Here is a 22,834-nt window from a genome sequence, read left to right as displayed (position 1 = left end):
TTGCCAAGGACCGGGTCCAGCACGCGGCGGAACGACCGCGCGCCAAGGCTGCGCGGTATGGCCCAGAAAACAGCCACGCCCAACTCTCACGAACCAAGATCACCATAGACTTGGATCAAGAATCTTTCGTCGGGGGAGGCCAACCGCGCTTCTCTCGGCGCCGTTGCACGGAGGAGGGTATGTTCATTGCCTCCCGGTATTTCATGACAGTGCGGCGAGCAAGGTCGATGCCGTTTTCCCTGAGTCGGAGGGCAATATCCTCATCGGAAAGCACCGCATCTTCCGCGGCGATCAGCGCCTTGATTTGATGGCGAACGGCTTCAGCGGAGTGGGCACCGCCACCCTCGCAAGAGCCAATCGCGACGGTGAAAAAATACTTCAGTTCGAACACGCCACGCGGCGTGAGCATATACTTGTTCGACGTGACCCGGCTGACAGTCGACTCATGCATATTGATCGCCTCAGCAACGTTTCTGAGATTGAGAGGCCGCAGATGAGCCACGCCATGTCTCAAAAAGGCATCCTGCTGGTGCACGATCTCCGCAGCCACCTTAAGGATTGTTTTGGCGCGCTGATCGAGGCTGCGGACGAGCCAATTCGCGTTTTCCATGCATTCGTTTAGAAATATCTGATCCTTTTCATTTTGGGCTGTAAGCCGCGAGACTTCCACGAAATAGCTTTGGTTGATCAGCACCCTCGGCAGCGTGTCCGGATCAAGTTCGACAGTCCATCCACCTTCGCGCGAGGGCAGGACCCAGACGTCGGGCACGATGGTTTCCGGCCCCCCTGATTGGAATCGGTTGCCAGGCTTGGGATCAAGCGCACGCAGTTCGTGCAGCATGTCGACAAAGTCCTCTTCATCGACCCCGCAACGCCGCTTCAATGCCTTGAAGTCGCGTTCGGCAACCATCTCGAGATTGGCAACCAAAGCTGCCATTGCCGGGTCGAACCGGTCCTGCTGACGCAACTGTATTTCAAGGCACTCGGCAAGCGTTCGCGCAAATATCCCCGGTGGGTCAAAAAGCTGCAAGGTTGCCAGAACCCGCTCCACAACAGCCTCGGGGACATTCAGGATGCCCGCCAGCCCCAAAAGATCCACCTGAACATATCCGGCGTCGTCCAGATGGCTGGCAAGCGCGCCGGCAATCATCCGCTCTTGGGGGTTAAACGCAGTGAGGGCGATTTGACCAGCGACGTGTTCGTGCAGTGTTTCAGGAATGGCGACAAACACCTCTGGCCTTGGCTCGCCGGGCGCGACAGCGGGGGGGTCGCGTGTTGATTTCTGCTGCCTGAGCCGCTCCGAAGGCTCGGCCCCGACAGGCCTATCGACCTGGCTTGCGCGTTCGACGTTCGGAAGATCCTCCCCCGAAGGTGATGCGTCACCCTCACTGTCGTTTGACGTCAGTTCCAAAAGAGGGTTCTTCTCGACTTCCTGCTCCACGAACTGACGCAGTTCCGTGTGCGCCAGTTGCAGCAAGCGAATCGACTCAATGAGTTGAGGTGTCATAACCAGGGATTGCTTCTGGCTCTGAAACAGGCTTGCTGAGGGCTTCATGACTACGGCCAATGCACCTAGGCTGTGCGCGAGGGGCGATGTGAAACGTTAATTCCACTTGGCCATACAGCGGCGGTGGTTTTACGATCCCTCAGGGTTTCAAGAATGTTCTGCGGCGACGAGACCCCATAAGGATCGGTCTCGCAGTTGTCGGAAAAACCTTCCTCCTCGAACCACTGCTCCACCACACCATCGTCGACGACGGCCGCGTAACGCCAGGAGCGCATACCAAAACCAACATTGTCCTTGGCAACCAGCATGCCCATCTTGCGCGTGAACTCACCCGAGCCATCCGGAAGGAGCTGAAGCTTTTCCACGCCCAACGCCTTGCCCCAGGCATTCATGACGTAGGCGTCGTTGACCGCGACACAGTAGATCGCCTCGACGCCCTCTTTCTGGAACTCGCCATAGAGCTCTTCAAAATCTGGCACCTGGTAAGTCGAGCAAGTCGGCGTGAAGGCCCCGGGCAGCGAGAACAGGACGACGCGCTTGCCTCCGAAATAGTCGACGGATGTTTTGTCATCCCAACGGTATGGATTTGGCCCACCGACAGATTCGTCGCGAATGCGCGTGCGAAAGGTAACCAGGGGTATCTTCTTGTTCACGGTCATCAAGGTTGCTCCTGTAAAAGGGAAACTGGCGCGGTGCTTCTCTGTTGGGCCGACGCAACGCCGATCATCAACAGGGACGAGGTGTCGGTGCGCTCCCGCCTGTTCGGGAACGTGCCGGTTTCTGGCCTCGGGCTTCCGAGACAACGATTTGACTGACCTGGGCTCTCTGGCACGCCTTCTGCGGCCATGCCGCTGGAAAGGATATCGACGACGTACGGCCTGTCCTCGAGCAAGAAGTGCCCGTGCGATCACGTCATCAGGTTTGACGCGGCGAACGCAGGAAGCTTCATCGAAAGCACCGGTGTATCGACCAGCATGGCCGCCATACTCGAGATGGACGGTCCGGGCGGCTCTCGAACGGCCGCAAACGTCCGCTATCAGCTGGACGCACCGGAATTGTGTTGCCTCGTGGTCAATAGCGGCGTCGGCGCGCCACGCGCTCGCCAAAAGGGGCGGCATATGCAGATGCGTAGAATTGAAGCCGCATCGACATTGCCATTCCCTTTGCAACAAGGCTCATCTCCTGCGTCCACGAAGCGTTCGCGGATCCCCACGCATGTATCGTGCCAAGGGAGAAATCGTTTCCGAACAAGGGCCGGTTCCAGCAAGCTATGTAGAATGTCGGACACCGGACATTGAGAGGAGCGGTCGCCAGGCACGGGCAATTCCGCTGCCGTTGCGGAGCATCCGGTGAGCCATTGCTGAGGTTGCGAAACAGACACCCGGTGTCGGGTTTGTCGAGCTAGTGACGCTCGTGTCATCCGCATTTTTGATGCGCTCCCCACCTGAACGCGCGCCAATGCGTTCTCCGGTTACTGTGTGATGTTTGGAGGCGCAGTTGGCACGGCACTTGAATCTGCTCACCAAGAGCGGTGGGACGCAGCCGGCGCGTTTCAAGTCGCGGTTGACGTCGCGATCGCGGCAACGAAGCAAGGAAGCCAAATGTCAGGTCAGCCTCAGGAAGGCACTATTTGGAAAACCGGCGTCAGCCGCTCAGCTCCAAATTCCAGAAGTCCAGATCGCCTTCCACACGCACAGTCGCGCGGTGTCGGCCAATGGCCTTCTATCGATCCGGCGGTAAGCTTCGACGAGCACGTGCTTGCCTGTGTTCTCTCAAGAGCGCTCGAGGAGATCGATCGGGGCGAGGCGACCGCGACGCAGGCTACTGGCCTTACGCGTGCCGATCTGCGCGATGTCCTGACGGACCGGTTTCCAGACGTCCCTGTCAGCGCATTCGCCTTGGAAGCGGCGACCGACGTCGAACCGGCGATGGAGGAACAACTCCTGCGCGATCTTTTGCTGGCGCAGGCCCGGCCCGGGGACTCGGCGAGCGCTTGGTTTGCCAAAATCATCGCCCGGCGCGCCATGCGCGATGACCATCTCTGGCAGGATCTTGGCCTTTTCAATCGGGCCGAACTCAGCCGCTTGCTCGCCACGCATTTCCCGACACTCGCAGCCGGCAACACCAGGAATATGAAATGGAAGAAGTACCTATACCGCATGCTGTGCGAGGCTGAAGGTTTTTCACTATGTACCGCGCCCAGTTGCCGCCAATGCAGTGATTTCGAAAGCTGCTTTGGCTCGGAAGAAGACGAAAGCTGCCTCGCACGGATCAGGAACGACATCGATCTGAATTAAAACCGCCTTCGTCAGCGGTACGAGGCACGCCAGCGCTTGATCCGGCGGCATTGCTGGGAGGCGATGTTCATCACATCGCCTTTTGAGACACCGCGCTCAAGTGGGGGCCCAGCCCATGTCGCCCAAAGGAGGCCCAAGGTGAGGAAAAACCAGGTTGCGAACCATTGGGTTCCAGATCATGTCCCGTCCGAGATGGTGAGGGACTTCAGCCTGTTCACGTCGCCAGGGATGCGGCCCACGGCCAACGGAGATCCCCACGCCGCTGTGGCCTGCGTCCATGGCGGGCCGCCGATCTTTTATGCCCCCCACAACACGCGCGATGGCCGGGGTACATGGGTCATCACGCGCGCCAGAGATCAGCGCCGAGTGCTGCAAGACACCGAAACCTTTTCCAGCCAGCGCAGCATCTTCGCCTCCGCGCTCGGCGAAAACTGGCCGATGATCCCACTCGAACTCGACCCGCCGGCGCATGGCATCTTTCGTTCACTTCTCAATCCATTCTTTTCGCCCCAGCGTGTAACCGCGCTGGAACCGGCCGTTCGGGAAAGGGCGATAGCACTAATCGACAGGATCGTCGCATCGGGCACAAGCTGCGACGTGATGAGGGATTTCGCCTTCCCTTTCGCGGTCAACATCTTTCTGCGCTTTCTGGGGCTAACCGACCACCGGCTTGAGACATTTGTCGGCTGGGGGAAGGATCTGCTCCATGGCAATGCTGTCCAAAGACTGACCGCGGCCCAGCGGATTGTCGCCTTCATCGACGAACTTGCAGCCTTGCGCCGCAAGCGACCCGCCGATGATTTCATGAGTTTCGTCGTGCAGGCACATGTCGAAGGCCGCCCACTAACCGACGGGGAAGTCCGTGGCATCGGCGTGCTCCTGTTCGTCGCAGGTCTCGATACGGTTGCAGCAGCGATCGGCTTTGACTTGGCCTACCTCGCACGCAACCCAAAGGACCAGGAATGGCTGCGGAGCAAACCGAACCGTATTGTGCTCGCGGCCGAAGAATTGCTCCGTGCCTATCCGACCGTGCAGATGATCCGTGTGGCCACAAGAGACATCGATTTCGAAGGCGCGCCCATCCGGAAGGGGGACTATATTTCTTGCGCCACGATGATTGCCAATCGTGACCCGGCGGAATTCGAAGGCCCCAACACGGTCGATCTCGCACGTGAGGAGAATCGCCACACCACCTTTGCCCATGGCCCCCACCGCTGCCTTGGCTCACATCTTGCCCGGCGCGAGATTGTCATCGGCCTGGAGGAGTGGCTGGCGCGCATGCCGGCGTTCCGGATCAAGGGGGGGACCGCGCCCATCACCCATGGCGGCCATGTGTTCGGGATCGAAAATCTGATCCTGGACTGGTCCTCGCCAACGCCGTCCCGAGCCGAGGAACAGATGAGGAGCTAACGCCATGCGCATCATCGTCGACAAGGCCAAATGTCAGGGTCACGCGCGATGCTGGGCGCAAGCACCGGACATCTTCACGCTGGATGACGAGGGCTACATCCTGCCCGGTGACATCAAGGTCGCGGTCACAGACGAACCGAAGGCGGCACGAGGCGCACGGTCCTGCCCTGAACGTGCATTGGGAATCGATCGGACGGCCGCTGCTTGAACGAGTGACCCGCTTTGTCATTGAGAGTCTCGCGGCGTGGCCGCATCGAGCGAACTCCCAGAACGCAAACAGCGGGGCGAGGTGCCTCTACCGCCCCGTCAAGCGCCGAACAACACGAACCGTTGCCGCGCAGATGAATGCGCGAAAACGCCTCTTCCAATCTCAGAACCTGGGACAAAGCGATGGGCCATGCAAAACTTATCGAACTGCTCGACCGGGAGGCCATCCGCGACTGCCTCTATCGGTACTGCCGCGGAATAGACCGCGCCGACGAGGCGGCACTGCGCAGCGCGTACTGGCCTGATGCGCATGACAATCACGGTGCCTATTCCGGCTCGGCCGAGGGCTTCATCCAGTATGCGCTGGATGTCTTCAAGGCCCAGCCGCGCTACATCCATCAGGTCACGAACATCCTGATCGATTTCATCAGCCCGGCTAACGCCGCAGTCGAGAGCTATTTCACCGCGCTGCAACGCGGACCCGACAGGGCCGGCGATATACGCCAGGAGCTCCTCTGCGGCCGCTATTGCGATCTATTTCAGAAGAGGAAAGGGGCGTGGCGGATTGCCGAACGGACGGTGGTCTACGATTGGTTGCAGGAGCAGATGCCGCCGACGGGCTTCGAGCCAGAGCTGTTCGGGCCCCGGCGGCCGCTCGGAGCACCGCATCCAGACGATCCGGTCTACGCCCTGGGCATGCCCGCAGCGGAGGCGAAGGGCCATGACTATGCTGCAGTCCTCTCGCACTCTTTTGGCGACGGCCTGTCCGCCGCGAAGAAGTCCAGAGCGGACCAGGCCCAGTTCGGACGGAAATGGACCGTCCCCAAGACGAGCAACTGTGGCGAGACGGATCTTTCCGCCGGCTGGCGCCGGGTCGAGATCGGTGACCCTGGTGGGAGACAAGTTCTCAGGAACCGGCTGGCACGACGCATCGTGATCATTACAGGTGCTGCAGACGGCATCGGCGGTGTCCTGGCCAAGACTCTCGCCGCGGACGGAGACGTCGTCGTTGCAGTGGATCTTCCCGACAGTGGGGTGCTCGAACTGGCCCGCGGTCTCGGGCGGCCGCATCTCGGGCTCGAGTTCGATGTCTCGAAAGAGGAGGACATTCTTGCGCTTTACCGCCGGGTCGAAGCACAGTTCGGGCAGATCAGTGTGCTCGTCAACAACGCCGCTATTGGGCCCATTGTCGATGCGACTGTCGAGACCAGTATCGAGTCCTTCCGACGCACCCTGGGAGTAAACCTGATCGGGCCCTTTGTCATGGCCCGCGAAGCAGCGAAGCGGATGCAGCCGGGCGCCGTCATCGTCAACGTCGCCTCGATATCGGGCCTGGTCAGCAATCCGAAGCGAAATGCCTACGCTGCGTCGAAGGCGGGCCTGATCTCTTTCACGAAGTCTTTGGCGTGCGAATGGGCGTCGCGCGGCATTCGCGTGACGGCGTTAGCGCCGGGCTATGTGCGCACTTCGATGACCGCGGCCCTTGAACGCGCCGGCAAAGCGGACCTGGCGGCGGTGCGCCGCCGCGTGCCGATGGGGCGGATAGGGCGTCCCGACGAGATCGCCCGGGCCGTACGGTTTCTGGCCAGCCCGCAAGCGAGTTACATCACCGGTTCGGTGCTGACGGTTGACGGTGGTTGGACCTCCTTCAACCAGCCGGGCGATGCACATCCGCCGGTGGATGCGACGCCAGGAGCCGAACTCTCCCGTCCGGCCGAGCACGCCGGCGCGCGAATCGTGCTTGTCACGGGCGGGGCAACCGGCGTAGGCCCAGCCGTCGTTCGCCGCTTTGCCGCGAACGGCGACACCGTCGTGATTGCCGACAAAGATGGCAGTGCCGCGACGGAACTTGCTCGGTCGCTCGGCGGCAAGCATGTGGCGCTTACCGTCAACGTGGCCGTCGAGCGCGAGGTGGTGGCGCTGTTCGAGGAATTAAGAGCGCGCTTCCGCCACTTTGAGGTCCTCGTCAACAGTGCTGCTGTCGCCGATACGTCGGCGATCGAACAAATGCCGGCACAGACCGAACACGTGCTTGATGCCACTCTGACGGGTGCCTTCACTTGCGCGCGTGAGGCGATCAAGATGATGCGCCCCGGAGGCATGATCCTTAATATCGGAGCGACCAGCACCTTTCTGCCCTTGGCCCCGCGCCATGTCCATGGCGCATCCAAGGCGGGGTTGGAAATCCTGACCCGGTGCCTGGCGGCCGAACTCGGGCCGGGCGGCATTCGGACGGCCGCCGTCGCTTCTGGCTACATCCGCTCGCTTGGCACCACTCAGTTGGCGAAGCTCGGCACCATCGACCCGAAAGCGATCAGCAGGCGCATCCCAATGGGGAGGATGGGACAGCCGGAAGAGGTCGCGGACGCAGCGTTCTTTCTGGCTTCGTCGGATGCTTCATACGTCAACGGCTCAATCCTGTACGTCGACGGGGGCTGCAATGCGTTCGGCGATGCAAGGTTCGCCAGCGAATCCGATCAGGAGCCAACCAACATCGTGGAATGATTCGTCGAGCCAGCCGGCGGGCTGCGGCTGCTGCACCGAAGCGTGGCCCGCGGGGGGGCGGCATGAGTTCCAACGTTCCCGGCGCGGCTGTGATCTCCGAACCGAAAGCGGCTGACCGCAATGTGGTGGACTGCGCCACGCCAAGATGAGATCGACACCGCGGCCAAGGCGATCCCGTGAAACAAGGAACCAGCATGGAATTCGCGACATTCATCCTGGCCGCTCAACGCGGCTATCATCAATCGTCCGACAGTGTGATCCGCAACTCCATCGAACAGGCGGTGCTTTCGGAGCAGGCGCAATTCAACACCGCCTGGTTCGCCGAGCACCACTTCAACAATTACAGCCTAGTTCCGTCGCCCTTGATGATGGTGGCGCACTGTGCCGGCGTGACGAACACCATTCGGCTCGGCACTGGCGTTTGCGTTCTACCGCTCTATCAGCCACAGCGCCTGCTCTCCGAGATTGGATTCGCCGACGTCGTTTCGAACGGCCGCCTCGAACTCGGAGTCGGCTCGGGGTACCAGCAGTTCGAATTCGAGCGTTTTGGCGTCGACGTCGACGAGGCGCCGGCTGTATTTTCTGAATATCTGGACATTCTTCTCAAGGGCCTCAACCAGCAGATCTTCGAGCACAATGGCCGGTACGAGAAGATACCCCCGACGGCGATCTCGGTCCGCACCCTTCAGAAGCCGACCCCGCCGATCTGGATCGCCGCCGGATCCGCGCGCAGCATGGGCCGGGCGTATCGTGAGGGACACAACCTTTTTGTCACAGCTCTGCACAACGGTCTGGAGACCCTGCGCATGCTTCGCGAAAGCATCGAGAAGGCGGCAGCCTCCGAGGCAAAGAATGCCGCGCAAGCCAGGATATCGCTGCTGCGCTGCTGCTATGCCAGCGACAACGCCGCCGAGATCAACAGCTATCTCGACAATGCCCGCTTCCAGCGCCGGCTGTCTGAAGCCCTGCATCAACGCCGTCAGCAGAGCCAGGACGGTTACCTGCTGCAGGAAACACCGACTCAGCAGGATCTGTCCTTCGAGACCATGCGCGAAAACTTGCCGATCGGCAGCGTGAATCGCGTGATCGATCGCCTGCTGGAGGAGCTAGATGTCCTGAAACCGGACCAGATCGCGATTCAGACCCAATTGGGAGATTTCGACCACAAAACGATGCTGCGTCAACTCGAACTCTGGGGAGACAAAATCATCCCGGCAATCAACAAGTCGCTTGGTCAAGGTCGTAACGGCCTGAATTGAATCAGATTGCATCGGCGCGGCGCTGTTCGGCATCGAAGATCCAGACGCTTGTCGTGTTGCCACCTCGCATAGGCCGCGGTTTGATCGGGACGCTTTTTTGGAACCAGTCTCAAGCTTTGCCTGATGACGCCGCTTCGTCAGGTTGTCGTCAGCAACGGTCTCTATCTGCCCCGTAGCGATCCGCCTGCGAGTCGAGCCGGCAGGGTGGCTTTCATCCCAAATGGATTACGGAGTCAGAAATGAAGAGGTCCTCCCTGCTGGCCGGCATCGCGATTGGCTTGCTCGCTTTGTCTGTGACGGCGAAATCGTTTGCATCCGAAGTCACCAACCATTCGGCTAATGCACTGACGGCACTGACGGGACCAACAGCACCAACGGCACCGGCCGAACCAACGGTGCCAGCGGCACCAAGCGACAAGGGCCAAGACGCCTCTTCCGATGCGACCGATGATCCGGGGGTCGGCAAGAGACTGCTCTGCTTCCTACGGCTGGGGAAGTGTACTGATCCTCGCTTTTGAGCGTGTAAGCGATCTCACCACAGAATGAGATCTTGGTGTTGACCGTGCTGATCAGTCGGAATTGGCGATGTCTCGGCGCCCTCCGTCCAGCGGCCGAGATCGTGAGCATCTGCTCCGGTCCGCCTGCCCATGATGGCCGCTCCGTCAGGATATCGTCAGCAGCGGTCCCTATGGTCGCCAAATCGGGCCGCCCGCCACCGGCGGCCTAAAGCCGACAGGGTGGTTTGACACAATTCCATGATCGACGGAGAGAGAGATGAAGAGGTCCATCCTGCTGGCAGCCACCGCGGTTGCCTTGCTGGGTTTGCTTGTGACGGCGAGATCGTTTGTCTCCGTGGTCGATCAGTCGGCTCCGGTATCGGTCACGCCACCAAGCCATTAACAGCCATGATGGCAGCACCGATTGAAGAATGACCCTGGTGCCGGCGAAAAACGCCTCCGCTTGCTGGGGTAGGCAAGGTAGCGATCCTCGCTCTTGAGCGGTCTACGGCAATGAGACATTGCCGTCGGGCCATACTGATCAGCTGGGAAATGGCGATGCTGGCGCGATCCTGCGGCGGCAGAGCTCATCTAGCATCTGCTTCGGTCCGCCTGGACCGCTCGTATGGTCAGCAGCGGTCCGTATCATCGTCAACGCGGTCTGCCGGCTACCTGCGGCTCAAACAGCCCGCATGGCTGGCTTTGACACACGTCGCTGTTCCCAAAAAAATCGACGGAGACAGAAATGAATAGGATCATTCTGCTGGCAGCGACGGCGATTGGCTTTCTGGGTTTGTTTGTCACAGCGAAATGGTTGTGTGTTTAGTCGATCATCAGCTCCGTTATGGGCCACGGCATCACGCGGTGCCAGCCAGCATACCACCACCGATTCCACCGAAGACTGATCTGATACCCGACCACGAGTTCATCTGCTTGTTCTGACCGCGATCGGTTGGCGGGCGCTGAGTCTGAGTGCGAGATTTGCTGCGTCGCAAGCCGCGCGGCTTCAGTGCCGGCCGCGACATCAGGATGACAGCTGGCTGGAAGGCTAGCGTCCATTCAGCCGATAATCGCTGCTGTGAGACCGACGTCAGCGCTGGGTCGATGCGGCCTCTCGCGCCCACCACTGACGGATTGGGTAGATGCAGTCGTTTTTCACGATAGCTGTAAGGACGCCGTCACGCCCGATTGGGATCGGCCGCTGTGGCTCTGAGTCATTGTCGACATGGAGCAATCGACATTTCTGTAGGCTTTGTCGGATCCGCAACATGGGTGTTTGACCAATCAGCCGGTCCATCCATGAGCTAGATAGCTGAAAACCAACACGAAGTTTTTTCTTCAGGTCGATCCAGGCAGGCTGGCACGAGTTTTGATCCTTTTCCTGGGAGAGCGGCATGACCTGCCGACCGGTCATGCGTGTATTGACCCAGATTGATGAAAACGAAGGAAGGAAACTACATGGCGGCTTTGCGTCAGATCGCATTCTACGGAAAGGGGGGCATCGGGAAGTCTACCACCTCCCAAAACACGCTCGCTGCCCTGGTCGACCTCGGGCAGAGGATTCTCATCGTAGGCTGCGACCCTAAGGCTGACTCTACTCGTCTCATCCTGAACGCGAAGGCGCAAGATACCGTGCTCCACCTCGCGGCAGAGGAAGGGTCCGTCGAAGATCTCGAGCTCCAGGACGTGCTGAAGATCGGCTACAAGGACATCAAGTGCGTCGAATCCGGTGGTCCCGAGCCGGGCGTCGGTTGCGCGGGCCGCGGTGTCATCACCTCCATCAATTTCCTTGAGGAGAACGGCGCCTATGAAGACGTGGACTACGTCTCGTACGACGTGCTTGGCGACGTTGTCTGTGGCGGCTTCGCAATGCCTATCCGCGAGAACAAGGCACAGGAAATCTACATCGTCATGTCCGGCGAGATGATGGCACTCTACGCTGCCAACAATATCGCCAAGGGTATTTTGAAATATGCCCATTCGGGCGGCGTGCGTCTCGGCGGCCTGATCTGCAACGAGCGCCAGACCGACCGGGAACTGGATTTAGCCGAGGCTCTCGCAAAAAAGCTGAATTCCAAGCTCATCCACTTCGTGCCGCGCGACAACATCGTCCAGCACGCCGAACTGCGTAAGATGACAGTGATCCAATATGCGCCGGACTCCAAGCAGGCCGGGGAATACCGCGCCCTTGCCGAGAAAATCCATGCCAATGGCGGCCAAGGCACCGTCCCGACTCCCATCACCATGGAAGAGCTGGAAGACATGCTGCTCGATTTCGGCATCATGAAGACAGAGGAGCAGATGCTTGCCGAGCTAGCGGCAAAGGAAGCCGCGCCTGCGGCCGCTCAATAGCCCCGCCCAAGGCGCCGGCTCCCGGCGCCTTCACCGAACGGGCGCCTAACGAGCAGGCGCCAGCCAAAGAACCTCAAAAAGGGCAGCTTTATGAGCCTTGACTCCCAAAATGACGGCGCCTTGCACACCAAGCTCATTGAGGACGTGCTAGCGCGGTATCCAGAAAAGACGGCAAAGCGGCGCAAGAAGCACTTGGGCGTCGCCACCAACGGCCAAGAGGTTGCCGGAGTGGGCGAGGCCCTCTCCGAATGCGACGTCAAATCGAATATCAAGTCCATTCCCGGTGTGATGACGATCAGAGGGTGCGCCTATGCCGGCTCCAAAGGCGTGGTGTGGGGGCCGGTGAAGGACATGGTCCACATCTCGCACGGGCCCGTCGGGTGTGGCCAATATTCCTGGTCGCAGCGCCGCAACTACTATGTCGGTACGACCAGCATCGATAGCTTTGTCACGATGCAGTTCACCTCCGACTTCCACGAGAAGGATATCGTCTTCGGCGGCGATAAGAAGCTGGAAAAAATCATCGATGAGATCGAAGAGCTCTTCCCGCTGAACAAGGGCATCAGCATCCAGTCGGAATGTCCGATCGGTTTGATCGGCGACGACATCGAGGCGGTCTCGCGCAAGAAGGCCAAGCAGCACGAAACGACCATCGTGCCAGTGCGCTGCGAGGGATTCCGCGGGGTCTCGCAGTCGCTTGGCCATCACATCGCCAATGACGCGATCCGCGACTGGGTGTTTGAGAAGAAGGAAGTCGAGTTCGAGGCAGGGCCTTACGACGTCAACGTCATCGGCGACTACAACATCGGCGGTGATGCTTGGGCCTCGCGCATCCTGCTCGAGGAGATGGGCCTGCGCGTGGTAGGCAACTGGTCGGGTGACGCGACACTCGCCGAGATCGAGCGTGCGCCGAAAGCCAAGCTCAACCTGATCCATTGCTATCGATCGATGAACTACATCTGTCGCCATATGGAAGAAAAATACGGCATCCCCTGGATGGAGTACAATTTCTTCGGTCCTTCCCAAATCGAATCCTCGATGCGCAACATCGCCAAGCATTTCGGGCCGGAGATCGAGGGCCGGACCGAGTATGTAATCGCCAAATACCGCCCGCTCGTGGACGCGGTGATCGACAAGTACTGGCCACGCCTGGAGGGCAGGACAGTCATGCTCTATGTCGGCGGGTTGCGCCCTCGGCACGTGATCTCCGCCTACGAAGATCTCGGCATGGAGATCGTCGGCACAGGCTACGAATTCGGGCACAACGACGACTATCAGCGCACTGGTCACTACGTGAGGGAGGGCACCCTGATCTATGACGACGTGACCGGTTACGAACTGGAAAAGTTCATCGAGGGGATCCGCCCCGATCTCGTTGGCTCCGGCATCAAGGAAAAGTACCCGGTGCAGAAGATGGGAATACCATTCCGTCAAATGCACTCCTGGGACTATTCCGGCCCCTATCACGGGTATGACGGCTTCGCCATCTTCGCCCGAGACATGGACATGGCCATAAACAACCCGGTCTGGGACCTCTACGACGCGCCTTGGAAGAAAAAGTCCGAGCCGTCGGCGGCCATCGCAGCCGAATGAGAACCTCGCTTCGCATCGCCAGCGAGGCCTCGAACGCCTGCGCTACTTGATCCGCAGGCGATCCGAATGTTTTGACGTCCCTGTGCCGCCCGATGGCGCGCGCCAGATCCAAAGAGGTACACCCAATGCCGCAGTCAGCGGAAAAAGTTCTCGATCATGCTCCTCTGTTCCGTGAGGCGGAATACAGGCAGATGTTGGCCGCAAAAAAGCTGAATTTCGAATGCCCGCATCCCGACCAGATCGTTACAGACCAAAGCGAATTCACCAAAACGTGGGACTATCGCGACAAGAACCTCGCTCGCGAAGCGCTTGTTGTGAATCCGGCCAAGGCTTGCCAGCCGCTTGGCGCGGTGTTCGCCGCCGCAGGCTTCGAACGCACGATGTCGTTCGTCCACGGCAGCCAGGGATGCGTGGCCTACTACCGTTCGCACCTGTCACGCCACTTCAAGGAGCCGTCGTCGGCGGTCTCGTCCTCCATGACCGAGGACGCCGCGGTGTTCGGCGGCCTGAAGAATATGATCGACGGGCTTGCCAACACCTACAATCTCTACGAGCCGAAGATGATCGCGGTCTCCACCACCTGCATGGCAGAGGTGATCGGCGACGACCTACATTCGTTCATCGAAAATGCCAGGCAGGAAGGCTCAGTCCCACAGAACTTCGAAGTGCCTTTCGCACACACGCCAGCATTCGTCGGCAGCCATGTCGACGGCTATGATGCCATGGTCAAGGGCGTGTTGGAGAACTTCTGGAAGGGCCAGCAGCGTTCCGCGGTGGCCAACACCGTAAACATCATTCCAGGTTTCGACGGCTTCTGCGTTGGCAACAATCGCGAGCTGAAGCGTCTGCTGGATGTGATGGGCGTGTCCTACACCTTTATCCAGGACGCTTCGGATCAGTATGACACCCCGTCGGATGGCGAATTTCGCATGTATGACGGCGGCACCAAGATCGAGGACGTCAAAGCGGCGCTCAACTCCCAGGCAACCGTCTCGCTGCAACACTACAACACCCGCAAGACGCTGGAATATTGCCAGGAGGTGGGGCAGGCAACGGCCTCCTTCCACTACCCCATCGGGGTGGAAGCGACCGACGAGCTCCTGATGAGGCTGTCGGAGATGTCCGGCAAGGACATCCCGGAGTCGATCCGCCTCGAGCGTGGCCGCCTGGTTGATGCGATGGCCGACAGCCAGGCCTGGCTGCACGGAAAAAAATACGCGATCTATGGTGACCCGGACTTTGTCCACGCCATGGCCCGCTTCGTCATGGAAACCGGCGGCGAGCCGACCCACTGCTTGGCTACCAACGGCAACAATGCCTGGGAAGCTGAGATGAAGAGACTGCTCGCAGCCTCGTCCTTTGGCAAGGGCGCGCAGGTCTGGGCGGGCAAGGACCTATGGGCGATGCGCTCTCTGCTTTTCACAGAACCGGTTGACCTGCTGATCGGCAATTCTTACGGCAAGTATCTGGAGCGCGACACGGGCACACCGCTCATCCGGCTGATGTTCCCGATCTTTGATCGGCACCATCACCACCGCTTCCCATTGCTAGGCTATCAGGGTGGCCTGCGCGTGCTGACGACGATCCTCGACAAGATCTTCGACAAGCTCGACCGAGCTACGATCGAAACGGGCGTGACGGATTATTCCTTCGACCTGACCCGCTGAAGCTGGCAGCCGCACGGCTGCCATTCCGACGGACCTTGGAGACCGGTGCAATGTCCTTGCCCAGTGCGAAATTGCAGGATCTCTTCTGCGAGCCCGCTTGCGAGAAGAACCAGGGCAAGGATGCCAATACGCGCAGACAGGGCTGTTCCAAACCGCTGACGCCCGGAGCCGCAGCCGGAGGCTGCGCTTTCGACGGCGCCAAGATCGCCCTGCAGCCGATCACGGACGTCGCGCATCTGGTCCACGCGCCGCTCGCCTGCGAGGGCAATTCCTGGGACAACCGAGGCGCGATGTCGTCGGGGTCGGCCCTGTGGCGCACAAGCTTCACGACCGATCTCACCGAACTCGACGTCGTGATGGGGCAGGGCGAGCGCAAGCTTTTCAAGGCCATTCGCGAGATTAGCCAAGCGTATGCCCCGGCGGCGATCTTTGTCTATTCAACCTGCGTGACCGCGCTGATCGGCGATGACATCGACGCCGTGTGCAAGCACGCGGCGGCAAAGCTAGGCTTGCCCGTTGTGCCCATCAATGCGCCGGGCTTCGTCGGCTCCAAAAATCTCGGCAACAAACTCGCCGGCGAGGCACTGCTCGATCACGTCATCGGCACTGCTGAACCCGACGATGCCGGCCTATGCGATATCAATATCATCGGCGAATTCAATCTCTCTGGGGAGTTCTGGCTGGTAAAGCCACTCCTGGACCGGCTCGGCATCCGCGTGCGCGCCTGCATTCCTGGCGATGCACGTTACCTCGATATTGCCTGTGCGCACCGCGCCCGGGCGGCGATGATGGTCTGCTCGACTGCTCTCATCAACCTCGCCCGCAAGATGGACGAGCGCTGGGACATCCCGTTCTTCGAGGGTTCCTTCTACGGCATCAGCGCCACCTCGCAAGCACTTCGCAAGATCACGGATCTGCTCGTCAACAAGGGCGCCGATCCAGAGTTGGTCGACCGCACCGAGGCGCTGATTGCGCAGGAGGAGTCTATTGCCTGGAGCAAGATCGCGGCCTACCGCCCAAGGCTCCAAGGCAAGCGCGTGCTGCTCAACACCGGCGGTGTGAAGTCCTGGTCGCTGGTTGATGCGCTGATAGAAGCCGGCCTCGAGATCGTCGGAACCTCGGTCAAGAAATCGACCGACGAAGACAAGGAGCGCATCAAACAGACCTTGAAGGAAGAGAACCAGGTCTTCGAGTCGATGGCGCCGCGCGAGCTTTACGCCATGCTGTCACAAGGCAAGGCCGACATCATGCTGTCGGGCGGGCGCACGCAATTCGTCGCGCTGAAGGCAAAGACGCCCTGGCTCGACATCAACCAGGAGCGTCATCATCCCTATGCTGGCTATGACGGCATGGTTGAACTCATACGCCAGATCGACCTCGCCATTCGCAATCCGATCTGGTGCCAGGTGCGGGACCCGGCACCGTGGGATGGCCATCCTGTCCTGAACGGTCAACTGACGAGCACAACCAGCCCCGGCCCGACCCCCGCCACCGCCAAAGCCGTAGGCTAGGCTTGATGAAGCCAATGGCCAGCATTCTTGCTCAGACCAAATCGGCTGCGGTCAATCCGCTGAAGTCGTCACAGCCGCTGGGTGCCGCGTTCGCCTTTCTCGGAGTCGATGGTGCGGTTCCGCTGTTCCACGGCAGCCAAGGTTGTACCAGCTTCGCCTTGGTGCTCTTGGTCCGGCATTTCAAGGAAGCGGTCCCCCTGCAAACGACGGCGATGGACGAATTGGCGACAATCCTCGGCGGCGCCGAGCATCTCGAAGAGGCGATCCTTAACCTCAAGACTCGCACCAAGCCAAAGCTGATCGGGGTCTGCACAACGGCGCTGGTAGAAACTCGTGGCGAGGATTTGGCAGGCGACATTGCCAAAATCAAGCGCGACCGCGCGGAGGAACTCGCCGGGACGGAGGTCATGCTGGCCCACACGCCGGATTTCGATGGCGCGATCGAAGAGGGCTGGGCCAAAGCCGTCACCGCGATGATCCAAGGCATTACACGGCGTGGCGAGCAGATGCGGCACTCCAAGACGATCGCGATCCTGCCCGGCTGGAATCTCACCGTGGCCGACGTCGAGCACTTGCGCGAGATGGTGCAAAGCTTCGGCCTGCACCCGGTGATCCTGCCGGACGTCTCCGGCTCGCTCGATGGCACAGTGCCCGACCGCTGGATCCCCACCACCCATGGCGGCACCAGCGTCGAGGACATTCGCGCGCTTGGTACTGTCGCGCATTGCATCGCCATTGGCGAGCACATGCGCTGCGCGGCCGAAGCGCTGCAGAGCCTGACGGGAGTGCCTTACGGGCTGTTTCACTCCCTGACCGGGTTGAAGGCTGCGGACCAGCTTGTCTCGCTTCTTTCGGCGATTTCAGGCGCGGCGGTGCCGGCCAAGATACGCCGTCGTCGGAGCCAATTGCAGGATGCCTTGCTCGACGGACATTTCCATTTCAGCGGCAAAAAAATTGCGATCGCCGCCGAACCAGACCAGCTCTACCAACTGGCGACCTTTTTCGTCAGCCTGGGCGCCGAAATTGCGGCCGCCATCACGACGACCGATACGTCCAAGATTCTCGAAAGAATTCCAACGGAATCGGTCCAGGTCGGAGATCTCGGAGACCTGGAAGCCCTCGCTGCCGGTACTGATCTTCTTGTCAGCCATTCCCACGGACGCCAGGCGGCGGAGCGCCTGGGGATTCCGCTCATGCGCGTCGGCTTCCCGATCTTCGACCGCCTCGGCAGCCAGCATAAGCTCACCATCCTCTATCAGGGAACGCGCGACCTCATCTTCGCGGTCGCTAACATCTTCCAGGCCAACCAACATGCATCGACGCCTGAGACGCTTGACCCATTCCGCAACCGAGAAACGCCAGATGACCTCCCTTCGTCGCCTCTCGCTCGTCAATGACGAGGCCCACGCAATGCCGCCCGAAAGGCAAGCCGGCGCATTGCGCGTGGCGATCGCCACGCACGACTTGAGGGACCTCAACGCCCATTTCGGATCGGCCAAGCGCTTTGCCGTCTATGACGTGACGCCGGCCGAGTGGAATTTGGTGGAAGCAGTGGCTTTCGATGAGGTTTCAGACGAGAGCGGATCGCATCGCACCGAGGGCGATGACCGCATCGGCCTGAAAGTATCGGCATTGAAAGGCTGCCATCTCCTGTTTTGTCTGGCGATCGGCGGCCCCTCCGCAGCCAGGCTTGTTGCCGCAAAAATTCATCCAATCAAAGTCCCACACCCTGAATCCATCGTCGAGGTCCTTTCGCGAACCCAGGAGATGCTCAGGAAGGCTCCTCCGCCCTGGCTGCGCAAGGTGTTGGCCGACGCGGGCGTTCCGCGAAAGAAACCGTCGTTCGAGGACGAAGATTGAAAACGAGGAGAATGCGCCATGGCTGACGCGGCCGTCATCCCTGCCGTCAAAGAGGACGAGTCGGCGCTTGCCACGCCCTTCGTGAAGTGTCTGCTGCGGCTGATTCGCGCGCAGGACTCCTACGGCTCATGGGAAGGCAAACCAGACCCGGAGCTGCTGGCCGACTTCATTGTCACCAAACAAAAGCGCCGTGAAATCCCCATTATCGGCGATCCCGATCCAGACGTGCTGTGGAGGCTCGATCTCTATTATGCCGCTGTCGGACTTGCGATCGAGGAGCGCGCCGGCCTGATGGCTTCGCCCATGATGAAAATCAGCCATGAGGGCTTTGGGCGCGTGCTTCTCACGGCCGGGCGATTGGTGGTCCTGTCCAAGACGCTGCGCGACGTCCATCGGTTCGGTTTCGAGACGTTACGCAATCTTGCCGAGGCCGGGACGAAACTGGTCGATGACGCGATCGTGGCCATCGAAATCTATCCCGACGCGGCCCGGGCGTGATGCAACGCATTCGTGGGAACAGGTCATGTCGAATTTGGAAGGGTGCAGAAGAAGGTCGGCAGCCGCTGCGCGCGCAGAAACTGCGATGAGGGAAATTAACGGGTGCGGCAGGTCTGTCAGCTGCGCCGGCCCAAACGGTGCCACGAACCGGCCGGCTACGCTCTCGATGAGCAGGGCGGCAGACAGACAAACGCATACGCTGCCATCGTCCATGTCCCTCCTGCTGAAAGGGAATGGTACGGCTTCGGACGCATGTACAAGGACAAGAATCCTCAGAAAGAAGCACTCAATGGCTTTTAAAACCGTGCTGTGTGTCACGGAAGTTGAACATTCCGATCAGGACGTCAGAACCGCTGCCGGACTGTGCGCCGAGGTTGGCGCTCGTTTGTCCGTACTAATCATCAAATTTGCCACGCGTCCGCCGATCAGCGCAGTTTCTGCCCTCTGGCCTGAGCACACACGAGACGTGGTCAGACTGGAGCGACGTTTTCGTGAAATCGAGGCACTTTCAGAGAATATCGCCAAGTTGGAAAAACGGTCCAGGGAAATCCGTACACTGCTTGAAGCCGGGAGGGCTCCCTATGACGTGGACACCGACTATTGCGATAAGGGCAGCGTCGGTCACCTGCTGCGGCATCGGGCCCCTTATGCAGATCTGACAGTCATCGGGCCATCGCTTCTCGATGACGAAGATCTCGGGCCCCTTGCTATTGACGGTAGCCTGGTCCAGTCGGGAAAGCCGGTGCTTGTGGTGCCGCATGGCGCCAAGGCCTCTCTGCGGCCGCGCCGCATCCTGGTCGGCTGGGATTCTCGCGTTGAAACCGCGCGTGTCGTTCGGGAAGCACTGCCTCTGCTGTGTGATGCAGAGGACGTTCGGGTCACATTGCTCGATCCGGAGGCAGCCGGGGCCGAAAACGGCCCTGGGCCGGGCACCGACATTGCAGGCTACTTCGCCCGGCACGGAATTCGGGTGGCTGTCGACCGGCTGCCGAGCGACGTCCAGTCGCTGACCACGGTTCTCACGCAGCACGCGATCGACACGTCCGCCGAGATGATCGTCATGGGCGCTTGTGGCCACCGCCGGCTGCGGGAGCGGATCTTCGGCGGCGTCACCAGATGGATCGTCGAGAAGCCGCCATTGCCGCTGTTTGTCGCGCGCTGAAGATCGAGGCAGTTGCCGCACGAAGAAATTCGAACCTGACCGAAACGGGTCGGCTGCAGGAAGCCGAAGCGTTGCCAGCAGAGTGCGCAATCGATTCTGAGGAAGGAAACTATGTCGGACATTGAGGAACTACAAAAGAAAGTCCGCAAGCTGCAGTCGCGCGCGGGAACCGCGAAAATGGATTTGCACGACCTGACCGAGGACCTACCGCTCAACTGGCGAACGATAATGACCGTCGCCAGGAAAACGTTCGACGTCTTTGCAGAGTTGGACACCGCAAGGAGAGAGCTCGCTGCGTTGGAGACTTCACGATGACCAGCCCGTTCGTTACCCGCGACGGCTCCAAATGGATGCCAGACTATCTGACCGCCATAGACGGCACGACCTGCATTGGTTGCGGCCGCTGCTTCAAGGTCTGCTCGCGCGAGGTCATGCACCTTTATGGCGTCGATGACGCGGGTGAAATCCTCGGCGTTTGCGATGACGAGGACGACTTCGATGGCGAGCTCAACCGCATGATCATGGTCGTCGACCATGCCGGCCGCTGCATCGGCTGTGGAGCCTGCGCCCGCGTCTGTCCGAAGAACTGCCAGACCCATCTTGCGGCCGACAACGCCGCAGCATGACCTGACGGACAAACCAGGAGAACGTCAGTGCCCCTCAGAATGTTTTGCCTCGCCTTGGCGGCGGTGCTGTCCATCAACGCTGCTATCTTGTTCCTCCTCTCGCATTCTATCCGATCGGTCATCGTCAAGACGCTGGCTGCTTCGCTGCTTGCCCAGGTCGGCTATTTCGCAAGCGTGCTCTTTCTGATCTGGCGGTCAGGCCGTCTTGGGAAAGCTGCAAAAGAAAAGGCCAAGCATTCCGGTCGGGGCCAGCAGCGCCGGCGCCAGTGGCCGACCTGTCCTGAGGATGAGGAGTGAACCTGAGACTTCGCAGTGCCAGGAACGAGCAGCTGACTTCGCGCCGAACACCTTGAAACGGCATCCTAGCTCAACTCACGTCGCCGGAGAGACCATCATGCTGAAAAAGTTCGAACGTCACCCGCTCACTTTTGGCCCGACGCCCATTGAGAAGCTCGATCGTCTGGGCCAACATCTGGGGGGAAAGGTGGACATCTACGCCAAACGCGAGGACTGCAACTCCGGTCTTGCATTCGGCGGAAACAAGCTCCGCAAGCTTGAATACATCATCCCTGACGCGATCGCTTCCAATGCAGATACGCTTGTCTCCATCGGCGGCGTTCAGTCCAACCACACACGCATGGTCGCTGCGGTCGCCGCTAAGATCGGCATGAAATGCGTCCTGGTGCAGGAGAGCTGGGTCCCTCATGAGGATGCCGTATACGACCGCGTGGGTAACATACTCTTGAGCCGCATTATGGGAGCAGAGGTGCGCCTGGTTGACCAGGGCTTTGACATCGGCATCCGCCGCAGTTGGGAACAAGCACTCGATGAGGTCAAGGCGAGGGGCGGCAGACCCTACGCGATACCGGCAGGGGCCTCCGCGCACAAATATGGCGGCCTCGGCTACATTCGGTTCGCCGACGAGGTGCGCGCGCAAGAAAAGCAGCTTGGATTTGCTTTCGACTATATCATCGTGTGCACGGTCACGGGCTCCACGCAGGCCGGCATGGTCGTCGGCTTCGCCAAAGACGGCCGACAGCGCAACGTGATCGGCATCGATGCCTCCGCAACCCCGGCACAGACCAGGGCGCAAGTGCTAGACATTGCCAATAGCACTGCGAAGCTCGTCGACCTTGGCCCGGCATTCACCGAGGCTGACGTGGTGCTGCTCAAGGAATACGCTCACCCGTGTTATGGCATCCCCTCTGAGGAAACAAAGGAATCCATCCGTCTGTGTGCCAGACTCGAGGGGATGATTACAGATCCCGTCTATGAGGGTAAATCGATGCAAGGCCTCGTTGACCTCGTCCAGAAGGGCTTCTTTCCAAAAGGTTCGACCATCCTCTACGTCCATCTGGGCGGGGTGCCGGCGATCAACGGCTACGGTTATGCCTTTCGCTACGGTTGAGGGTGGAGAATGCGACCACAGCCGAACAAGAGTTGGCGATAGAAGTCCCTCCTGAAAAACACCGTCAACCCGGAACCGACGGGTAAGAGAGAACGTCGACCGTGTGCTGAAGAGGAGCACAATCGCGCCACAAGGTCGGTAGAACACGAACAATTAGCCATTCAGGGTACGGGGATAGCTGGAGAAAGCCCACTGCGGGTGACCGGCACGCTTGCTTGGTACCGTAAGGGAATTCCAACCCGAGCCTTCCCAAGAGATCCTCTCCTGTGCCATCGCGTCAACCCGCGACATTCGGTTCTACATGTCGCGCGTTCAGTCAAACCGCTTGTCTTCTCGGTCGATCAGGATGCGCTCTGCCGCACCATCCAGATCCTCGTACTGGCCGCTGCGCAAAGCCCACAGGAAACCGCCCAATCCAATTGCGCCGAGGAAGAGCGCAACCGGGATGAGATAGACAAGGATCGTCATCGGGACC

At 60.1% G+C, this 22,834-nt stretch carries 21 protein-coding genes; 18 read left to right on the top strand and 3 right to left on the bottom strand.

Annotated features, from left to right (window positions below):
• Positions 1–115: 115 nt before the first annotated feature.
• Positions 116–1,555 carry an RNA polymerase factor sigma-54 gene (rpoN, locus tag O7A61_RS03570; RefSeq protein WP_337128369.1) on the bottom strand — a complete coding sequence of 480 codons (1,440 nt, stop codon included), beginning with the start codon at positions 1,553–1,555 and terminating at the stop codon, positions 116–118.
• A 17-nt stretch (positions 1,556–1,572) separates the two neighbouring features.
• Positions 1,573–2,166, bottom strand: a complete 594-nt coding sequence (locus O7A61_RS03565; RefSeq protein WP_337128368.1) for a peroxiredoxin — start codon at positions 2,164–2,166, stop codon at positions 1,573–1,575.
• 942 nt (positions 2,167–3,108) lie between these two features.
• Between O7A61_RS03565 and O7A61_RS03560 the strand changes: the two genes are divergently transcribed.
• From O7A61_RS03560 to O7A61_RS03470, 18 genes are all read left to right on the top strand, one after another.
• A complete protein-coding gene (locus O7A61_RS03560) occupies positions 3,109–3,804 on the top strand; it encodes a nitrogen fixation protein NifQ (protein WP_337128432.1) in 696 nt (231 codons plus the stop codon).
• 192 nt (positions 3,805–3,996) lie between these two features.
• Positions 3,997–5,214: a cytochrome P450 gene (locus O7A61_RS03555; protein ID WP_337128431.1), complete on the top strand. Its 1,218-nt coding sequence runs from the start codon at positions 3,997–3,999 to the stop codon at positions 5,212–5,214.
• 4 nt (positions 5,215–5,218) lie between these two features.
• Complete coding sequence (locus O7A61_RS03550) at positions 5,219–5,422, top strand: ferredoxin (RefSeq protein WP_337128367.1); 204 nt, start codon at positions 5,219–5,221, stop codon at positions 5,420–5,422.
• A 137-nt stretch (positions 5,423–5,559) separates the two neighbouring features.
• Positions 5,560–7,926, top strand: a complete 2,367-nt coding sequence (locus O7A61_RS03540) for an SDR family oxidoreductase (RefSeq protein WP_442921037.1) — start codon at positions 5,560–5,562, stop codon at positions 7,924–7,926.
• Positions 7,927–8,120: 194 nt separating this feature from the next.
• A complete protein-coding gene (locus tag O7A61_RS03535; protein WP_337128366.1) occupies positions 8,121–9,185 on the top strand; it encodes an LLM class flavin-dependent oxidoreductase in 1,065 nt (354 codons plus the stop codon).
• 774 nt (positions 9,186–9,959) lie between these two features.
• Positions 9,960–10,085, top strand: coding sequence for a hypothetical protein (locus O7A61_RS03530; protein ID WP_337128365.1), 126 nt, complete (start codon positions 9,960–9,962; stop codon positions 10,083–10,085).
• 1,055 nt (positions 10,086–11,140) lie between these two features.
• The gene (gene nifH, locus O7A61_RS03525; RefSeq protein ID WP_337128427.1) at positions 11,141–12,034 is read left to right on the top strand and encodes a nitrogenase iron protein; all 894 of its coding nucleotides are present in this window, start codon (positions 11,141–11,143) and stop codon (positions 12,032–12,034) included.
• Between the two features lie 90 nt (positions 12,035–12,124).
• Positions 12,125–13,627, top strand: a complete 1,503-nt coding sequence (gene nifD, locus O7A61_RS03520) for a nitrogenase molybdenum-iron protein alpha chain (protein WP_337128364.1) — start codon at positions 12,125–12,127, stop codon at positions 13,625–13,627.
• A 125-nt stretch (positions 13,628–13,752) separates the two neighbouring features.
• Positions 13,753–15,294, top strand: coding sequence for a nitrogenase molybdenum-iron protein subunit beta (gene nifK / locus O7A61_RS03515; protein ID WP_337128363.1), 1,542 nt, complete (start codon positions 13,753–13,755; stop codon positions 15,292–15,294).
• A gap of 50 nt (positions 15,295–15,344) precedes the next feature.
• Complete coding sequence (gene nifE / locus O7A61_RS03510; RefSeq protein ID WP_337128362.1) at positions 15,345–16,805, top strand: nitrogenase iron-molybdenum cofactor biosynthesis protein NifE; 1,461 nt, start codon at positions 15,345–15,347, stop codon at positions 16,803–16,805.
• 14 nt (positions 16,806–16,819) lie between these two features.
• A complete protein-coding gene (nifN, locus tag O7A61_RS03505) occupies positions 16,820–18,202 on the top strand; it encodes a nitrogenase iron-molybdenum cofactor biosynthesis protein NifN (RefSeq protein ID WP_337128361.1) in 1,383 nt (460 codons plus the stop codon).
• Entirely contained in the window at positions 18,168–18,665 is a 498-nt protein-coding gene (nifX, locus tag O7A61_RS03500; RefSeq protein ID WP_337128360.1) for a nitrogen fixation protein NifX, read from the top strand. The genes nifN and nifX overlap by 35 nt, the downstream gene beginning before the upstream one ends.
• Before the next feature lie 18 nt (positions 18,666–18,683).
• Positions 18,684–19,163 (top strand): NifX-associated nitrogen fixation protein, encoded by a 480-nt coding sequence (locus O7A61_RS03495; RefSeq protein ID WP_337128359.1) that lies wholly within the window; start codon positions 18,684–18,686, stop codon positions 19,161–19,163.
• A gap of 289 nt (positions 19,164–19,452) precedes the next feature.
• The gene (locus O7A61_RS03490) at positions 19,453–20,325 is read left to right on the top strand and encodes a universal stress protein (protein ID WP_337128358.1); all 873 of its coding nucleotides are present in this window, start codon (positions 19,453–19,455) and stop codon (positions 20,323–20,325) included.
• A 111-nt stretch (positions 20,326–20,436) separates the two neighbouring features.
• Complete coding sequence (locus O7A61_RS03485; RefSeq protein WP_337128357.1) at positions 20,437–20,640, top strand: CCE_0567 family metalloprotein; 204 nt, start codon at positions 20,437–20,439, stop codon at positions 20,638–20,640.
• Positions 20,637–20,951 (top strand): ferredoxin III, nif-specific, encoded by a 315-nt coding sequence (fdxB, locus tag O7A61_RS03480; protein ID WP_337128356.1) that lies wholly within the window; start codon positions 20,637–20,639, stop codon positions 20,949–20,951. The genes O7A61_RS03485 and fdxB overlap by 4 nt, the downstream gene beginning before the upstream one ends.
• 63 nt (positions 20,952–21,014) lie before the next feature.
• A complete protein-coding gene (locus O7A61_RS03475) occupies positions 21,015–21,248 on the top strand; it encodes an exopolysaccharide production repressor protein (protein ID WP_337128426.1) in 234 nt (77 codons plus the stop codon).
• Between the two features lie 97 nt (positions 21,249–21,345).
• Entirely contained in the window at positions 21,346–22,359 is a 1,014-nt protein-coding gene (locus tag O7A61_RS03470; protein WP_337128355.1) for a 1-aminocyclopropane-1-carboxylate deaminase, read from the top strand.
• A 312-nt stretch (positions 22,360–22,671) separates the two neighbouring features.
• On the opposite strand, the gene ccoS is transcribed toward O7A61_RS03470, so the two are convergent.
• Positions 22,672–22,827, bottom strand: coding sequence for a cbb3-type cytochrome oxidase assembly protein CcoS (ccoS, locus tag O7A61_RS03465; protein WP_337128354.1), 156 nt, complete (start codon positions 22,825–22,827; stop codon positions 22,672–22,674).
• Positions 22,828–22,834 lie beyond the last annotated feature (7 nt).

The sequence above is a fragment of the Mesorhizobium sp. Cs1321R2N1 genome, from assembly GCF_037179725.1.
GTDB lineage: Bacteria > Pseudomonadota > Alphaproteobacteria > Rhizobiales > Rhizobiaceae > Mesorhizobium > Mesorhizobium salmacidum.
The sequence above is the reverse complement of the archived record's forward strand: the minus strand, read 5'-3'. Positions and strand labels throughout refer to the sequence as shown.

Bases quoted from the DNA above. Each gene is read 5' to 3' on its own strand.
- fdxB (WP_337128356.1), top strand. From the start codon at position 20,637: ATGACCAGCCCGTTCGTTACCCGCGACGGCTCCAAATGGATGCCAGAC.
- nifN (WP_337128361.1), top strand. From the start codon at position 16,820: ATGGCCAGCATTCTTGCTCAGACCAAATCGGCTGCGGTCAATCCGCTG.
- rpoN (WP_337128369.1), bottom strand. From the start codon at position 1,555: ATGAAGCCCTCAGCAAGCCTGTTTCAGAGCCAGAAGCAATCCCTGGTT.
- nifX (WP_337128360.1), top strand. From the start codon at position 18,168: ATGACCTCCCTTCGTCGCCTCTCGCTCGTCAATGACGAGGCCCACGCA.
- O7A61_RS03555 (WP_337128431.1), top strand. From the start codon at position 3,997: ATGGTGAGGGACTTCAGCCTGTTCACGTCGCCAGGGATGCGGCCCACG.
- O7A61_RS03535 (WP_337128366.1), top strand. From the start codon at position 8,121: ATGGAATTCGCGACATTCATCCTGGCCGCTCAACGCGGCTATCATCAA.
- O7A61_RS03540 (WP_442921037.1), top strand. From the start codon at position 5,560: ATGCGCGAAAACGCCTCTTCCAATCTCAGAACCTGGGACAAAGCGATG.
- O7A61_RS03560 (WP_337128432.1), top strand. From the start codon at position 3,109: ATGTCAGGTCAGCCTCAGGAAGGCACTATTTGGAAAACCGGCGTCAGC.
- O7A61_RS03485 (WP_337128357.1), top strand. From the start codon at position 20,437: ATGTCGGACATTGAGGAACTACAAAAGAAAGTCCGCAAGCTGCAGTCG.
- nifK (WP_337128363.1), top strand. From the start codon at position 13,753: ATGCCGCAGTCAGCGGAAAAAGTTCTCGATCATGCTCCTCTGTTCCGT.
- O7A61_RS03565 (WP_337128368.1), bottom strand. From the start codon at position 2,166: ATGACCGTGAACAAGAAGATACCCCTGGTTACCTTTCGCACGCGCATT.
- nifE (WP_337128362.1), top strand. From the start codon at position 15,345: ATGTCCTTGCCCAGTGCGAAATTGCAGGATCTCTTCTGCGAGCCCGCT.
- ccoS (WP_337128354.1), bottom strand. From the start codon at position 22,827: ATGACGATCCTTGTCTATCTCATCCCGGTTGCGCTCTTCCTCGGCGCA.
- nifD (WP_337128364.1), top strand. From the start codon at position 12,125: ATGAGCCTTGACTCCCAAAATGACGGCGCCTTGCACACCAAGCTCATT.
- nifH (WP_337128427.1), top strand. From the start codon at position 11,141: ATGGCGGCTTTGCGTCAGATCGCATTCTACGGAAAGGGGGGCATCGGG.
- O7A61_RS03495 (WP_337128359.1), top strand. From the start codon at position 18,684: ATGGCTGACGCGGCCGTCATCCCTGCCGTCAAAGAGGACGAGTCGGCG.
- O7A61_RS03550 (WP_337128367.1), top strand. From the start codon at position 5,219: ATGCGCATCATCGTCGACAAGGCCAAATGTCAGGGTCACGCGCGATGC.
- O7A61_RS03490 (WP_337128358.1), top strand. From the start codon at position 19,453: ATGGCTTTTAAAACCGTGCTGTGTGTCACGGAAGTTGAACATTCCGAT.
- O7A61_RS03470 (WP_337128355.1), top strand. From the start codon at position 21,346: ATGCTGAAAAAGTTCGAACGTCACCCGCTCACTTTTGGCCCGACGCCC.
- O7A61_RS03530 (WP_337128365.1), top strand. From the start codon at position 9,960: ATGAAGAGGTCCATCCTGCTGGCAGCCACCGCGGTTGCCTTGCTGGGT.